Annotated in this window: 14 protein-coding genes, 1 tRNA gene and 1 rRNA gene; 4 read left to right on the top strand and 12 right to left on the bottom strand. The window is 44.6% G+C overall.

Features of this window, described 5'->3' with window-relative positions; all coding sequences use genetic code 11:
* The first annotated feature begins 84 nt into the window (after positions 1 to 84).
* Entirely contained in the window at positions 85 to 2,556 is a 2,472-nt protein-coding gene (locus tag IE070_RS15070; protein WP_229797091.1) for a PilZ domain-containing protein, read from the top strand.
* Here the strand turns inward: IE070_RS15070 and IE070_RS15075 are convergent.
* Positions 2,543 to 3,472, bottom strand: coding sequence for an alpha/beta fold hydrolase (locus tag IE070_RS15075; protein WP_189484027.1), 930 nt, complete (start codon positions 3,470 to 3,472; stop codon positions 2,543 to 2,545). The two genes, IE070_RS15070 and IE070_RS15075, sit on opposite strands and share 14 nt — an antisense overlap.
* Entirely contained in the window at positions 3,469 to 4,509 is a 1,041-nt protein-coding gene (serB, locus tag IE070_RS15080; protein WP_308428961.1) for a phosphoserine phosphatase SerB, read from the bottom strand. The genes IE070_RS15075 and serB overlap by 4 nt, the downstream gene beginning before the upstream one ends.
* A 90-nt stretch (positions 4,510 to 4,599) precedes the next feature.
* Here serB and IE070_RS15085 point away from each other — a divergent pair, with 90 nt between their 5' ends.
* The gene (locus tag IE070_RS15085) at positions 4,600 to 5,202 is read left to right on the top strand and encodes an AhpA/YtjB family protein (RefSeq protein ID WP_189484028.1); all 603 of its coding nucleotides are present in this window, start codon (positions 4,600 to 4,602) and stop codon (positions 5,200 to 5,202) included.
* Positions 5,203 to 5,269: 67 nt separating this feature from the next.
* On the opposite strand, the gene IE070_RS15090 is transcribed toward IE070_RS15085, so the two are convergent.
* The 9 genes from IE070_RS15090 to IE070_RS15130 all read right to left on the bottom strand — a co-directional run bounded on the left by IE070_RS15090 (position 5,270) and on the right by IE070_RS15130 (position 13,795).
* A complete protein-coding gene (locus tag IE070_RS15090) occupies positions 5,270 to 6,094 on the bottom strand; it encodes a TatD family hydrolase (protein WP_189484029.1) in 825 nt (274 codons plus the stop codon).
* Positions 6,095 to 6,112: 18 nt separating this feature from the next.
* Positions 6,113 to 6,748, bottom strand: a complete 636-nt coding sequence (gene pdxH, locus IE070_RS15095) for a pyridoxamine 5'-phosphate oxidase (RefSeq protein ID WP_189484030.1) — start codon at positions 6,746 to 6,748, stop codon at positions 6,113 to 6,115.
* A 1-nt stretch (position 6,749) separates the two neighbouring features.
* Complete coding sequence (gene argS, locus IE070_RS15100; RefSeq protein WP_189484031.1) at positions 6,750 to 8,489, bottom strand: arginine--tRNA ligase; 1,740 nt, start codon at positions 8,487 to 8,489, stop codon at positions 6,750 to 6,752.
* A gap of 12 nt (positions 8,490 to 8,501) precedes the next feature.
* Positions 8,502 to 10,088: a peptide chain release factor 3 gene (prfC, locus tag IE070_RS15105; protein WP_189484032.1), complete on the bottom strand. Its 1,587-nt coding sequence runs from the start codon at positions 10,086 to 10,088 to the stop codon at positions 8,502 to 8,504.
* Between the two features lie 123 nt (positions 10,089 to 10,211).
* On the bottom strand, positions 10,212 to 10,658 hold the full coding sequence (gene rimI, locus IE070_RS15110; protein ID WP_189484033.1) for a ribosomal protein S18-alanine N-acetyltransferase: 447 nt from the start codon (positions 10,656 to 10,658) through the stop codon (positions 10,212 to 10,214).
* Entirely contained in the window at positions 10,651 to 11,097 is a 447-nt protein-coding gene (locus tag IE070_RS15115) for a hypothetical protein (RefSeq protein WP_189484034.1), read from the bottom strand. The genes rimI and IE070_RS15115 overlap by 8 nt, the downstream gene beginning before the upstream one ends.
* Positions 11,098 to 11,106: 9 nt before the next feature.
* Positions 11,107 to 11,183: transfer RNA gene (locus IE070_RS15120), tRNA-Trp, on the bottom strand.
* A gap of 134 nt (positions 11,184 to 11,317) precedes the next feature.
* Positions 11,318 to 13,342 (bottom strand): S9 family peptidase, encoded by a 2,025-nt coding sequence (locus tag IE070_RS15125; protein WP_229797092.1) that lies wholly within the window; start codon positions 13,340 to 13,342, stop codon positions 11,318 to 11,320.
* 114 nt (positions 13,343 to 13,456) lie between these two features.
* Positions 13,457 to 13,795 carry a nuclear transport factor 2 family protein gene (locus tag IE070_RS15130; protein WP_189484035.1) on the bottom strand — a complete coding sequence of 113 codons (339 nt, stop codon included), beginning with the start codon at positions 13,793 to 13,795 and terminating at the stop codon, positions 13,457 to 13,459.
* A gap of 207 nt (positions 13,796 to 14,002) precedes the next feature.
* Here IE070_RS15130 and IE070_RS15135 point away from each other — a divergent pair, with 207 nt between their 5' ends.
* Positions 14,003 to 14,389 (top strand): DUF6152 family protein, encoded by a 387-nt coding sequence (locus tag IE070_RS15135; protein WP_189484036.1) that lies wholly within the window; start codon positions 14,003 to 14,005, stop codon positions 14,387 to 14,389.
* Positions 14,390 to 14,395: 6 nt separating this feature from the next.
* Positions 14,396 to 14,887: a DUF6644 family protein gene (locus IE070_RS15140; RefSeq protein ID WP_229797093.1), complete on the top strand. Its 492-nt coding sequence runs from the start codon at positions 14,396 to 14,398 to the stop codon at positions 14,885 to 14,887.
* Positions 14,888 to 15,436: 549 nt separating this feature from the next.
* Here the strand turns inward: IE070_RS15140 and rrf are convergent.
* Positions 15,437 to 15,551, bottom strand: a 5S ribosomal RNA gene (rrf, locus tag IE070_RS15145).
* Between the last annotated feature and the right edge of the window lie 150 nt (positions 15,552 to 15,701).

The raw sequence follows: 15,701 nt of genomic DNA on the forward strand, positions 1-15,701 counted from the left end.
TGGACGCTGCCAATTTTTTGGCAATTGAATCAATAAACAATGACTTCAACTGATCTTAAAGCTTATTTAGGCATCATATCGCGTATGAAAGGCCTACTAAACTCGCCAGAGTTTGAACAAACCTTTGCCAGTTTGACGGTAAGCTTGCCTAAATCAAAACAATTTTTGTTAAAAATGGAGTTGAAGCGTCTAGCGCAGCCCTGTAGCTATTTTATTGATTTACGTGGCCACGTTGATGGCGATGTCAAACCCTTTCAACATATGGAAAAAACCCATTACTTGGACGATAACGCCAAACAGATCTTTGAAAGTGGTATCAAAGATTATGGTGAATATACGCTGGGCGTTTACGAAGAAGTGATGAATGCGGATAATAACTTTCGAGTACGCCATCGTAAAGAAACCGAAGAACGGGTAAAAAACACGCTGGAAAGTTTACGCAAAGGCCCTTTGCTACCCGAAAACAGTTCGCCAGTAGAAAAAGAACCTGACGCAGAAGAGGTCACTAATAGTAATAAACTAGTTCAGTTTGGTTATTACATTAGTCGCCGTGAAGAACGCATGAATTATGGTCTTGAAGTTGAAGTTCGCTCGGCTGAATCACCTTTTGCTGCCATGACCAGTGATTTATCCGTATCGGGGTGTAAATTAAAAGTCCCTGCCGGTAAGGGGATCCAAGTAGGTGATCAGCTAAATTTAATACTAAAGGGCTTAGAAAAAGAATTTACACTCGACTTACCCAATGGCTTGAACTATCAGGTTTTACAAGTTGATGAGCAAGAAAAATTCGCGTATTTACGCTTGAAACGATTAGACCCAGAGCAAGAACCGCAATTTAATCAATTCCTACAAAGTTTTATTCATGGTAATAAGCGCCGCTATAAAATAAATTTAGATAACACCACCGATGCGGCACTTACAAAAGGCTATGAGCAATATTACTTACCTCGCATCAATTCGTTACCTATTTATTTAACGGTTACTGATGGTATTGTTCATAGCCGCTTTTGTCTTACCAGTGATTACAATAAAGCGTCTTGGCACTACTTTTTAGACGAACAACAACATTCTGTTTTAAATTTGTTGTTATCAGCACGACGCTTAAAACAGCTGTTAAATATAGATACGGCTGAACGCTCATGCATTCTGTATTGCTTTACGCATGCAGCAAAAGGCAAATTATACTTTTATGCCGCCACTAGCATCGAGCTGGCATTAGCTCCGGCTTTGCGCGATATGTTTTTTGGCTTTGGTGCCGGTAAACCCAGTTGGCGCGTTTTCCATTTCAATGTCCTAAAAACGCATGTCAGTAAAAGCCAAAATGAATTTGCATTACCGGGAAGTGTTAACAGTGAGCCCTGTTCACCACTGATCAGCAGCATGCTAAAAGATATGCATTACATTGTTGCCCTTACCGAAATAAGTGCACCAGAGCATCGCAGCCATTATGCTAATCACAGTTATGATAGTACCAAGTTAGCTGAATTAAACAAATTTGGTTTAAGTAAAGCCGTGCAGCCGCAACCTTGTGAAGCTATTCCAATACATTATGTCAATTTACGCGCAGAATCGCGCTATTTGTACAAAACAACGGTGTTACTAAAAAAACAAGATGAACACCCCGTTATTAATGCGTTTACCCGGGATTTCTCAAGTGGTGGTTTGCAGCTGGAATGTACTGAACCCGTAGATTTTAATAAAGGTGATCTTTTATTACTCGAACTGCCAGATTTGCAAAAAATCGCCCCTAAATATCCATTACATCATTTGCCCTATGAGGTTATGGCGGTTAGCAAAAGTAAGACCATTATGAACCTAAAAATTGCGAAAGTTGAACCTCATATTGGCAAACAGTTTTTTCAACAACTTATTCAAAGTAATCGCCATAAACTGACGGTGGCAGAAGAAACGCCTAAATACCCCGGATTGTCTGATGCCCTAAGAAATATGTATTTAAAAGCGTTGAACAATATCGCTATTTTTGTTCATCGCCGTGGCTTACGCCATGAAATAAGTGTCTTAGGACGAGGGGCACAACCCAACGCGTTACATAAATTATTGCAACTTGCACAGACCCAAGCTCAGATATTGGATTTAACGCTATTAACCAAACAAAATGTGCTTACCCAAGAGATCGCCAACCAATTAAAACACATGAAACGACAAGATGCGGCGAAAAGCTGTGAGCTTTATATAAGAGTGACGGAGTCAGAGCGAGGAGCCCTGGAGTTTGTTAGCTATTACGACTTTGAATTTGCCAGTGTTGAAGAACAAAACGTATTTGTACTTGATGCACTAGAACACCACATTTTATTTAGTTTCCGGCTATTTGTCTCTCGTACTGGTAAATTAGATGCAGACTATATTGCCAAAGAAATTGGCTATATTAGCGTTTACGCGATTCATAAAGCCAAATCGTTAGAGGAGGAACTCTGGCATGTCGAAGGGGTCGCTGACGGTGTCGAATGCTCAGCAGAAGTGGTATCTCGTTACAACGTGCAGGCCAGCGACCGTCAACAGCAAGCGCGACAGCGCATTCTAATTAGAGATCGTTGATCTCGCGCGGACTAGAGCGCGCGTATAATACCTTCAACCATTGGGCTAACTCGGCAAAATGCTCGGTTGTCGCCGCGGGGTGCGTCAGCATTGAAATATGATCATAATTTGCTGCGTTTCCAAACGCTTTCCCTAATACACTAAATTGTGCGTCATGTTGGTGACATTCAGTAATAAAGGCTTGCACATCCTGAGGATGGCCCAAGAGACGATCAAACGCGCCAGCAAAATGCCAAATGGCTGGCCATGACGTGCGTTGACACGCGGCATGATAATCAAACTGATCACTAAGATCGGTGAACGGCGCCCCTCTTATCCAAGAAATCGTATCGTGTAAAAACTGCAAAGGCTCATTGTCTGCTCCCAGACGCCAGCGTTTAGCAGGCAAATAACCATAACGCTGTCCTAGCCATGGGGCAAACCTATTCCAAATAACATCTATTTTTACTGTTCTGGCTAAAGAACGCACACTGATCACTCTTTTAGTACCAAAACAAATTTTTGCTTTTATTTTGGGAAGTAAGTGGGGAAAACGTGCCAAACAGGCTGCCGCCAACACGCCCCCCCATGAGTGACAGATAAGCGTTAAAGGCTGATGATGTAGTTCGTAAAAATACTCGATTAATGCAGGAATATCGTGACAAATCAGTTGTTGCTGACTTTGCTGTAAACCCTGCTCCAAAGAAGGCTGTGACAAACCTCTACCTGCAAAATCAACAGCATACCCCATAAAACCGTGATCAGCCAAAAAGCTGGCTAAACCTTTACCCGAATGGCTATAAAAAATCCGGCCATTTTCCACTGCGCCGTGTAAATACAGGATCGGCCCCACCAACCCCTGAACAGGGGTGAGTTGCCTAACATGTAATTGGTAGGCCGCGAGATCAACAAAAAGCGAGTGCTGCTGGTGCTTCACGTAGCCGCAACCAAATACAGTAATTGCAGTAAACTCCCTTGCGTGATAGCGGCTTTGGCTGCCGCTTGCACACTAGGCTTGGCATGAAATGCTACCCCTAAGCCAGCCTCTGCCAACATGGGTAAATCATTAGCACCGTCGCCTATCGCAATAGTTTGGCTAACAGGAATGGCATATTGCGCCGCCAACTCAGAAACAACAGCGGCTTTGCGCTGTGCATCGACAATGTCGCCCAATACCTTACCTGTAAGTTTACCGTCTATAATATCTAACGTATTTGCAAAGGTCTTATCTAAGCTTAGTCGCTGTTGTAATGCGTCAGTGAAAAAGGTAAAACCACCAGAAGCGATAGCAATACGCCAACGATGCTGCTGTAAAACCTGCACTAAGGTGGTTAAACCTGGCATCAGCGGCAAAGCCTCTAACACATCAGACAATACTTTTACGGGGGCACCTTGCAAGGCAGCAACACGTTGTTGCAAGCTTTGCGCAAAGTCTAATTCACCATTCATTGCACGGGCCGTCACTGCAGCCACCTGCTCCCCTACCCCAGCAAGTTTAGCAATTTCGTCAATACATTCTATTTGTATCGCAGTCGAGTCCATATCCATCACTAATAAGCCCGGTGTTGCTAAGCTTGGACGCGCAGGTAAATAGACTAATTGACACGCGAGTTGTTTGGCTAATTCATTTAAGATCCGCTGCGTGGGAACTTGCCATTCCTGACAAGATAACGCTAACCCGGCGGGTAAATCAGGGTGGGGTTCTAATAGAGTGATCTTAACAATACCCTCTTTCAGGCAAAATGCCGTTAAAATAGATTGTAAATGAAACCACGAAATTGGCCCGCCAAACCAATACAAGGCTGCAGCATCTTTATCGCAGTGGCTCGATTTTATTGCAGTAAACTGATGTTGTTGAAACTGTACTTCACAACAACCATGATGTTGTACAACACAATCCAACAGATCTTGCTCTAATGTGGCTGCCGAAAAAACAGCTGCCGATATCGACGACGACTCTAAAAGGTTTGACACGCTTATACCCTATACTTAACGTCATGACCATGGCATGCTATAGCCCTTTTACGGCACTCGCCTACTAGTCTTAATATGATGATTGTAAATATGCAGCACCATAGCGTATCCGGTAACCGATATTCAAGTTTTATTACCTTATTACAACTGGCAATTGCGGTATTAGGAATATGGTTTATTTTACATAGCTGGGTAGAGGCTAAAAACAAAGGCCAACAAGTATTACTGCAACAAAATCAATTAATCATGCGTGAAACGCTGATTGCCCTGTCGCACACCGCAGCTTATTTGCTCGAAAATGATCAGCTTGAAGGCCTCAGTCAACTTACTCAACATATTGCTGAAAATCCTTTTTTACATGATGTTGTCGTTTATGACGCCAATGGGGTGCGTTTAAGTTGGTCTGAGGCCAATACGGCTGCACGTTTGCTATATCGGCCCGATCAACAATTACCTCTGATCCCTATGGTGCAAGAAATTAAAACCAATGAGCAATTGTTAGGATATATAAAAATTAGCCTATTGCATGATCAGCGTTTATTTCCAGGTTACAGCTATTGGCAACAATTAATGCAACAAATGCTAGGGCTACTGCTGCTAGCGGGAGCCGTTGTGATGCTACTAAAACGCAGCTTTTTCCGTCTTAATCAACGGTATCGACGTTTTGTACCGATCAGTAGAACTAACGATTAGCACGACACTACTATACAATCACTTAAAGCCAACATACTAATAAGTATACAGTTAATTGCATAAGGCACTAAAGCCGCAAAGCATGATGGCTATTTTGCCATAGGGCTTCCGCCAACTGTTCTACCGATTCAGATCTTAATTCACATAAGATAGTAAACACTGCAGACAACTGCGCTGGCGTATTAGCTTGGCCTTGAAAGCCATTGAGTGGCATAGCGGGCGCATCTGTTTCTAATACCAGCGCACATAATGGCAATTTACGCACGGCGTTGCGGGTTTTCTCCGCTCTTGGGTAAGTAATGGTACCGCCAATCCCCAGTTTAAAACCCAGATCAAGAAACGCCTTAGCTTGCTGCTGACTGCCAGAAAACGCATGCAAAATACCGCCTTCAGTAAATTGCTGCCGTTTTAACTCAGCTAGTAATGCAGGCTGACTTTTCCGATGATGCAAAATCACCGGCTTTTGATAGTGCTTAGCTAACGCCACTTGCGCGCTAAAAAACTGCTGCTGTTTAGTAAAGGTCTCTGCCGCAAGCGCGAAATCCAGCCCTATTTCCCCTACCGCAGTGATCTGCCCAGCATGGGTTTGAAGCAAGTGCTCTAGTTCAGTGAGCACCGCCAAAGACTCCGCTGCCGCCCACCAAGGATGCACTCCCAGCGCAATATGCCAGTTAGCTTGCTGTTGGCGCCACGCCAGTAAATCTTGCCAGTTTGCTTGCTCTACCGCCGGGATCAGCAAGGCCTTAACGCCCACTGCAGCTGCTTGCTGAAAGTAAACTAAAGGCGCTGTCGCCAGTGGTGCTAAGTTAAGGTGACAGTGAGTATCAAAAAGACACAGGCTGTTATTGCTAACAGCCTGTGGGGGATCGCTATGCAAAATCTGCGAGTTCATTGTTTATTTGAGGCAGTTTTAGGGACAAAGCCGTTCAATCTGCCAGCCACTTTCGCTCTTTTTGTACATAAAGCGATCATGTAAGCGATGCTCACCGCCCTGCCAAAACTCTATTTGGTGAGGCCGTACTAAAAAACCACCCCAAAACGAAGGCAAAGGGACTTCGCCGTGTTCAAACTTATGCTTAATCTCAGCAAATTTTTGCATTAACGCTTGGCGGGTTGAAATAGGTCGGCTCTGCTCAGAGGCCCAAGCTGCTAACTGACTTTCTTTCGGCCGAGATAAAAAGTACTGCATGACTTGCGTATTGGATACGCGCTCAGCCGTACCATAAACAATCACTTGCCGTTCTAATGGATGCCAAGGGAAATGCAAACAGACCTTTGGATTTTCCGACAGCTCAGACGCTTTACGGCTACCGAGGTTGGTGTAAAAAGTAAAACCTGCTGTATTAACATCCTTTAGCAGAACCAATCGCTGTGACGGCTGGCCATTACTATCGACAGAAGCGACGCACATCGCCGTGGGATCGGGCAGCTCAGTGGCGATGGCGTCTTTTAGCCATAGCTCAAACTGTGCTATCGGATCGGCATTAAGTTTATCCAAATCCAGTTTATCTTTGGTATAACTGCGGCGAATTGCGTCTATTTTCATGTTACATCCGTTCCATTACTTCAATACCCAGTAAATCTAGGCCTTGTGCTAAGAGCTTAGCGCTTAAAATACTTAGCATTAAACGGCTGTTACGCTCAGCTGGTTCAACCCCTTCTTTTAAGATGGGACAGGCTTCGTAAAAGGTCATAAATAAACTGGCCAACTCGTATAAATAGTTACACAGCAAATTGGGCTGCGCATCTTTTATCACTTGCTGCAAGGTTTCTTCAAAGCGCAGCAGTTTTACCGCTAATTGCTTCTCTTGCTCAGCGTTAATCACAATAGCCGCGCTAAAATCGTCTGCGACGTCGGCTTTGCGTAAAATACTGCGAACCCGGGTATAGGCATATTGCAGGTAAGGGGCGGTTGCGCCTTCAAAACTCAGCATGGCATCCCAGCTAAAAATATAATCGCTGGTACGGTTTTTTGATAAATCGGCAAACTTCACTGCGCCAATACCAACCTTACGCGCAATTTCGGCAATTTCCGCATCCGATAAATCGGTCGCTTTTTCTTTTACGACGGCTTCAGCGCGTACTACCGCTTCTTCCAGTAATTCGGCCAGTTTTACGGTACCACCAGTACGGGTTTTAAATGGCTTACCATCTTCACCCATCATGGTGCCAAAGGGGCAATGATCATAGCGGGTGTTATCCGCTAATAAACCGGCTTTACGGGCGGTAATTTCCACTTGTTTAAAGTGCAGTGCCTGGCGTGCATCGGTAAAGATCACAATGCGATCAGCGCCCAGTTCAATACTGCGGTATTGGCAGGCCGCTAAATCGGTCGTGGCATACAGAAAACCACCGCCGGTTTTCTGGATAATAAAAGGCGAAGGATTACCTTCTTTATCGGCTAACTCTTGTAAAAACACCACCAAGGCGCCTTGGTCTTCAACCGCAATCTCTTGCTCAACCAACTGGTCTACTATCGGTTGAAGCATACTGTTATAAGCACTTTCCGGCTTGATATCGGCATCCGTCAGTGTCACGTTAAGCTTTTGATAAACGTCATTGCTGTGTTTTACCGAGGTATCAATAAACAGCTGCCACAGTTTTTGGCAATGCGCATCGCCACTTTGTAGCTTAACCACATAGTCCCGCGACTTATCGGCAAAGCCCGCTTCATCATCAAAGCGTTTTTTCGCAGCCCGATAAAAATCTTCCAAGTCAGCCAGCGCAACGCTTTCTAAGTCCACGCCTTCGGCTAGTTTATCTTCTAAATGCGCAATCAGCATGCCAAACTGGGTACCCCAGTCACCCATATGATTCTGCCGAATCACTTTATCGCCCCAGAATTCCAAGCTACGCACTACAGCATCACCAATAATGGTTGAGCGTAAATGACCAACGTGCATTTCTTTCGCAAGATTAGGCGCTGAATAATCCACGACCACCGTTTGCGGTGCCGGATTCTGACTTACGCCTAAGCGAGCATCTATGGCGGCAACACTCAGCTGTTTGGCCAGCCAGTCGGCTTTTAAAGTGACATTAATAAAACCTGGACCAGCAATTTCAACCTTGTCTGCAAGGTCGCTCAGATCTAACAGTTCAACCAACTGCTGTGCTAACTGACGCGGATTGGTTTTTAATTGTTTAGCCGCGCCCATGGCACCGTTAATTTGATAATCGCCAAACTCCACGCGAGTGCTTTGCGTTAACGCTGGGTTAGTGCCTTCGGGTAAGCCTAACTGCGTAAAAGCAGCTAGGGTTTTCTCTGTTAAAAGTTGTTTAATATTCATTGACCTAACCTGTTAGTGCTCACGGGTTTTAAAGAATTTGATTTTCGGGTAACGTTCCATCGCCAGGTTAAGGTTAACCATAGTCGGTGCTATGTACGTCAGGTTATCTCCCCCATCCAATGCCAAGTTTGTACTGGCCTTGCTCTGGAATTCTTGTAATGCCTTTGCATCATCTGAATATACCCAACGGGCAGTACTGACGTTAACGCTCTCATACAGCGCATCCACGTTATATTCTGATTTTAAGCGATGCACTACCACATCAAACTGCAGCACACCAACCGCACCTACAATGAGATCGTTATTATCCAGTGGTCGGAATACTTGCACAGCGCCTTCTTCAGAAAGTTGCACAAGGCCTTTTAACAGCTGCTTTTGCTTAAGCGGGTCGCGTAAACGGATACGGCGAAATAATTCTGGGGCAAAGTTTGGAATACCGGTAAATTGCATATTCTCGCCGGTAGTAAAGGTATCACCGATTTTAATGGTGCCATGGTTATGTAAACCAATAATATCACCGGCATAGGCTTCTTCTAAATGCTCGCGATCACCGGCTAGAAAGGTCAGTGCTTGCGGAATAAGCACGTCTTTGCCAATACGTACATGGCGAACTTTCATGCCCTTTTCATATTTGCCTGAAACAATACGTAAAAAGGCTACACGGTCTCGATGCTTGGGATCCATGTTGGCTTGAATTTTAAAAACAAAGCCACTAAAACCGCTTTCATCAGGCAACACCGTGCGCGAATCTGTCGCACGGGCTTGCGGGGCGGGTGCCCATTCAGTCAAACCATCCAGCATATGATCAACACCAAAGTTGCCTAAAGCGGTACCGAAGAATACCGGTGTTAATTCGCCTTTTAAAAACAATTCGCGATCAAACTCATGACTGGCGCCCTGCACCAATTCCATTTCATCACGTAATTGCTGGGCATAGTAACCAATACGCTGATCTAACTCAGGATTATTTAGCCCTTTAATTATATCGATGTCTTGAATGGTATGCCCCAAGCCAGATTTATAAAAAATCACTTCATCGCGCAGAATATGATAAACGCCCTTAAACTCTTTACCTGAGGCAATCGGCCAAGTAATGGGCGCACACGCGATCTTTAAAACGCTTTCTACTTCATCTAATAAATCAACCGGATCACGGATATCGCGGTCCATCTTATTCATAAAGGTTATAATGGGGGTATCTCGCAGCCGAGTGACTTCCATCAGCTTAATGGTGCGATCTTCAACGCCCTTCGCGCCATCGATGACCATGAGGCAGGAGTCTACCGCCGTAAGTGTCCGGTAAGTATCTTCCGAAAAGTCTTCGTGACCTGGGGTATCTAATAAATTGACCAGGCAATTGTTATAGGGAAATTGCATGACCGAAGTGGTTACCGAGATACCCCGCTCTTTTTCCATTTCCATCCAGTCAGAGGTAGCATACTGGCCAGATTTTTTACCCTTTACCGTACCGGCTTTCTGGATTAATTGTCCAAAAAGCAATACTTTTTCTGTAATGGTGGTTTTACCCGCATCCGGGTGCGAAATGATAGCAAAGGTACGGCGGCTATTTACTTCCGCATTAAAAGCTTGAGTTGTCATAGTTTCCGAAAGTATTAGGGCGCCTACGCAAAGAGTAATGGCGCGATCATAAATGAGGGTATTATAACAGCAGCTAGCGCAGGGTCACAGCGCCTTTGTAACTGATTGAAGATTTGATAACATTCATAGCGCTAATGGCAAGCACATTAGTAATGCGTCTTCACGACCCTGAGAGCCAATGTAGTAATTGGTACGCCTACCGGTTTCAATAAAACCTAGCTTTTGATAAAGCGGTATTGCTTTAGTATTACCCGCTCGCACCTCTAGCCAAGCCTCCAACGCTTTTCGTTCCTGGCACTGTTCAATATAATGACAAAGCAATTGCTGTCCAAAGCCCATACCTTGGGCACTAGGTGCAACGCAAATATTAAATAGTTGGCTTTCCACCCCTAAAAACTGCCCAAAATAAAAGCCTTGCAGTACGTTATTCTGTAACAGACCATAACTAAAATACTGCCCACCAAAACAAGAACGAAAAACACCTTCGCTCCAAGGATAAGGGTTGGCAGCTTGTTCAATAGCCGTTAGCAAGGGTAAGTCAGCCAACACTAGCGCACGAAGCTCAATCATAAAACTGCTCAGATAGTAATTGCCAAAGCTGGCGTTTTAGGGCTGTTTGCTGCAGCAGCGCGAGCGGTGGCGTAATCAATATTTGCTCACTAATCTGACTATGGCTGGCCAAGCTATCAATTTGCCAATGCGTCAGCCTAGTTTGCGGCAAAATAGTATTAATATCGTCAGCTAAGAGAGTTGCAGGTATCGGCTGATAACGGGAGTGTGCAGAAATCTCGGTTCCTACATCAACAGCGCTGCCAGCATCAGTGCTTTGAACATCTATGCTTTTAATATCAGTGCCGTGAGCAACAGCCTCGGCGCTGAGCGACGCTGACTGATTTTCAACTAAATTACTGACAGCGGCTAAATGCGTAAAAAACTCAGCTTTGGCCGCTAACGGCATTATGCCGAGCTGCTTGAGTAATAAAGTTTGAGTGTGAGAATGTGTTGTCATATCAAGAAGTGGCAGGGGCAGAGGGATTCGAACCCCCAACCATCGGTTTTGGAGACCGCTGTTCTACCAATTGGAACTATGCCCCTAGCGTTGGAGTCGCCATTATACAAATAACCTTGTAAAGGTAAAGCGAAAAACATAACGACCTTATTCAAATGAATATAAAACATACATTTTATACTAAAAAAGCCCAACACAGTCAGTGCAGGGCTAGAAAAAGTTAGCTTTCGCGCTTCTGCCGGTATTTCTCAAACCAATAAATGATATAAGCAGGCTTTGCCATCATATTACTGGGACGCGTATGAATAGCATGAGAAGCGCCTGGAATGCGCACCATCGCCGTTTCAATACCGCGTAATTGCAATGCTTGGTAGTATTGCTCTGTTTCTGAGATTGGTGTTCTGAAATCAGACTCACCGGTTAGCAGCATAGTGGGCGTGTTAACTTTACCAACATGCTGAATAGGTGAATGTTTCAAATAATGCTCTGGATTTTCCCATGGTAAAGCTGGAAACCAGTACTGGCTAAAATAACTATACATGTCTGCGCTTAGTACAAAGCTATACCAGTTGATCACGGGATTGACCGCAACCGCTGCAGCAAAACGATTGGTATGGGCAATACTCCAGGTGGTTAACACACCACCACCACTGCCACCGGTAATAAATAGCTCTTTGTCGTTAATAAAACCGCGGTTTACGACCTGATCAACACCATCCATCAAATCGTTAAAATCATGACTCGGATAATTGTGATGAATAAGATTGGCAAAGTCTTCACCATAGCTAGTACTACCTCTAGGATTGGTGTACAACACCACATACCCTTTGGCAGCCATTAATTGTAGCTCCATCGCGAAATAAGGCCCATAGGCAGTATGGGGACCGCCATGGATCTCTAAAATAAGCGGATATTTCTTACTTGCATCAAAACCAGGTGGATAAATGATCCACCCCTGCAACTTTCGCTGGTCTACCGAAGATTCGTACCAGAAGGCCTCTACCTTACCCATTTCCCGCTTAAAAAGCAGATCACGGTTAAAAGCAGTTAAGGCTTGTCGCTTGCCACGGTACAAGGTGGCTAACTCTGCAGGATGTGATGTACTCGCTTGGGTATAAGCAATAAAACCATTGTCTGCAACGGAAAATTGTCCGCCACTGTAAGGGCGGCTATAAGATACACCACCTAAGTCATCAGTAAGTAAGGTTACACGGCCAGATAGATTCAAGTCTGCTAGCACACCTTTGCCTTCACTGTCATAAGAGATAACCAGACTATTACTGTTACTCTGCCACTGAAAACTGTTAATACTGCGATCTAAAGGCTCTGTCAGGTTTTTGCTATTTTTGCCATCAAGATCCATCACATACAACCGCATAGCTTGATGTGATAACTTACGATCATCATAGCCTAAATAAGCAATCTTTTTTCCATCTGGCGAGACTTGTGGCTGACTGTCTGGTCCAAAACGCGATGTTAATTCAGTGAGTTGACGGCTTTTAAGATCTAACCGAAATAACTCAGTATTATTTGTTAATTCACGCCAATTATTATGACGATTGGCTGAAAAATATAAGGCTGTGCTATCAGGATGCCAACTTAAGCTACTACTATGATTAAATTCACCAGAGGTAAGCTGTATCGCATTCCCTCCCTCAGTAGGCATTATGTATATATGAGTAAAACCAGCAGCTAAGTAACCAGCACCGTCTGCACGATAGTGCTTATTATCGATGTAAATAGGCGGTTTAGCCCAATCAGCATTGGCGGGCTTACCAGGTAGCGTTACGGGTGCTGGCTTATTTAAAGGTGTAAACATGGTGAAAGCCAGCCATTTACCATCTGGTGACCAGCTTAGATTTGCAGGCGCTTGGTTAAGGCGGCTTAATTGTACACTTCGCCCCGTATCTAACCAATAAAGATGAATTTGTTGATCGGCGATATAAGCGACTTTACGATTATCGGGCGCCCAGCGCGGTGAATGAGCATTTTGCGCAACGCCAGTAAGTGCTTGTAGCTGTCCTTTAGTGTCAGCAAGCCATAACATCGAACTACGACGATCAGTTTGTCGATCCATCCAGTTACGTACAAACAAAATTTGCTCGCCCTTTCGATCAGGCTGCGGATCCGACACAAACTCAATTTCAAATACATCGTCATATTCAAGTGGAGTTGTTACTGCTAACGTGGCAAAACTGAACGAACAAACAACCAAAAATCCAAACATCAATTTCGTAAGGTACATTTTTATATCCATAGCACTTAGTAACTTTCACCATACTAAAGTGTCTGCTGCTAATCTAGTACACTATGCGCCCAATAGCCTGAAAATAGCGTTAGGAATAACTTACTTATCGATTTACAGCGCTGATATATCAGCAAAAATCCGATAATCACTGATTTTTCCATCTAGTATCTGAAGGGTATTAGCAAAAGGTACACTTAAGCTTGTATTATCATGCCGAGTATAGGTCACTAATCCACGACAAATTAGCATATCGTCAGGTTGCCAATAGGCCAATACCTGATGCTCGATACCTGCAATAGACTGCAAGAAAGCATTCACCGCATTTTTAACATTCGCTTTACCTTCTACTTGTGGCCAGTTACTAAAACAAAAAATGACATCCTCAGCCAAGAAATTAGCAAAAGCGTTAATATCTTTAGTATCAATACTATCAAATAGCGCAGTTATCATTACCAATAGCCTCTTTTATTAGTCAATATGCATTATAGACGCTGCCAGATTGTAAGATATTGTGATTAATCAATATTCTACCATTGCAAAACAATATGACTAAATAACCGCAGGCAATATTAAGGAACAAGCACCCCATAACTGGCACTACTGACTTCAGCAGATATACTAAGAAAGTTAACTACGCTATTAAGTGAGGTCATATTAATGTACACCAAGCGCATAAAAACGCCCCTAATTGCCGCAGCAAGTGGTTTGCTATTCTGGGCTGCTGCAGCCTCAGCCCATCACGGCTGGGCGTGGACGGAAAGTGAACAAACCGAAATGACTGGTACCATTACGGAGATATTTATTGGCCCACCGCATCCCCGACTGATGATCAATACCACTGAGGGCACCTGGCAAGTTGATCTTGGAAATCCTCGGCAAACTCAAGAAGCTGGTTTTGTAGAAGGCGAGGCTTCTGTCGGAGATACGGTGTTAATTCGCGGCCATCGCTCGGCTAAAGAAGAAGAACGCATTATCAAAGCGGTACGAGCAACCATTAAGGATAAACAATATACTTTTTACCCTAAGTTAGTGCTTGAAGATTAACACACAATGTTCAGTGACTTACTGATTAGTAATCTGCTACTCAACCTGGGCGACACCGCAATAGCGACCTTACTGCGTCAATCTACTTTGGCCTATCCGCTAGTCAGTGCAGTCCATATCGGTGGCATCAGCTTGCTATTTAGCAACATACTACTGCTCGATTTAAAGTTACTTGGTGTACTGCGGCAACCAGCATTAACTGAACTGTTGCCGTTGTTACAACGAATGGCTACGCTTGGTTTATTCATCACACTACTTAGCGGTACTTTGCTATTTAGTGTGCAGCCAGCGCATTACTTATCTAATAATGCTTTTCTCTTAAAGATGCCGCTCTTATTCTTAGCATTTATGAACATTCTGCTGGTGCATAAGCTACCAGCCTGGCAAGCAGCGTTGACTAACCGGCCTTTCGGCATAACCTTAAAAATATGTGCGCTAGTATCAATTTTGCTCTGGCTAGCAGTAGTATTAGCAGGACGTTGGATAGCATTTATTTGAACGGCAGATTTTGGAAAGTAGTGAAGAGTCCGGTGCACCGCCCTCAGCTTGGTAGCTTCATGCCCCTCGCAGAGCTCGGGGCGTTCAGCCGGCGCCAAGCCAAATTGTTGGCTTGTCGAATTCCCGGCTTCACTGTACTACTCTGCGCATGTATCGCCCTTCAAATATACACCGATATAGCATGGCGACAAAACTGCTGGGAGCAGTTTTGGACTGCCGCAGGCAGGTCGCGAAGCGATGCAGGCCAAGGAAGGCCTGCACACAACTTCGTCAGGAACGAAGTTGGACGTTGCGCAGCGACGGCCCGTATGGCGAAACACAGGACGTGTTTCGCAATGCCACCACTGTGGCTGGCGTGGGAGTCGGCGGTGTACTACTTTGCTCACCCCCTCCCTGGGGTTCGCCGCTTCGCGGCCAGCTTAAGCTGTCCCAGTTCGTTCCTGACGAACTGGTCGCATGGGGTCGCCCTGCTCGAGCAGTATACCGCCAGAATCGCAGCCAATAAAAAAGCCCCACTCTTTCGAGTAGGGCTTTTCTATTGAATGAGGTGCCTGGCGGTGTACTACTCTCGCATGGCGAATGCCACACTACCATCGTCGCAGCTGCGTTTCACTTCTGAGTTCGGAATGGGTTCAGGTGGTTCCACAGCGCTATTGCCACCAGGCAAAAACTTGTTGTCTGTTCTTTAACTTAGCAAGCTGATTTTCGGTTACTCACAACCTTACTTTCTAAACGCTCTCTCGCGCTTTAAAACATCTTGGGCGTTGTATGGTTAAGCCTCTCGGGCAATTAGTATGAGTTAGCTTAACGTGTC

Source organism: Alishewanella tabrizica (genome assembly GCF_014652375.1).
Classification (GTDB): Bacteria; Pseudomonadota; Gammaproteobacteria; order Enterobacterales; family Alteromonadaceae; genus Alishewanella; species Alishewanella tabrizica.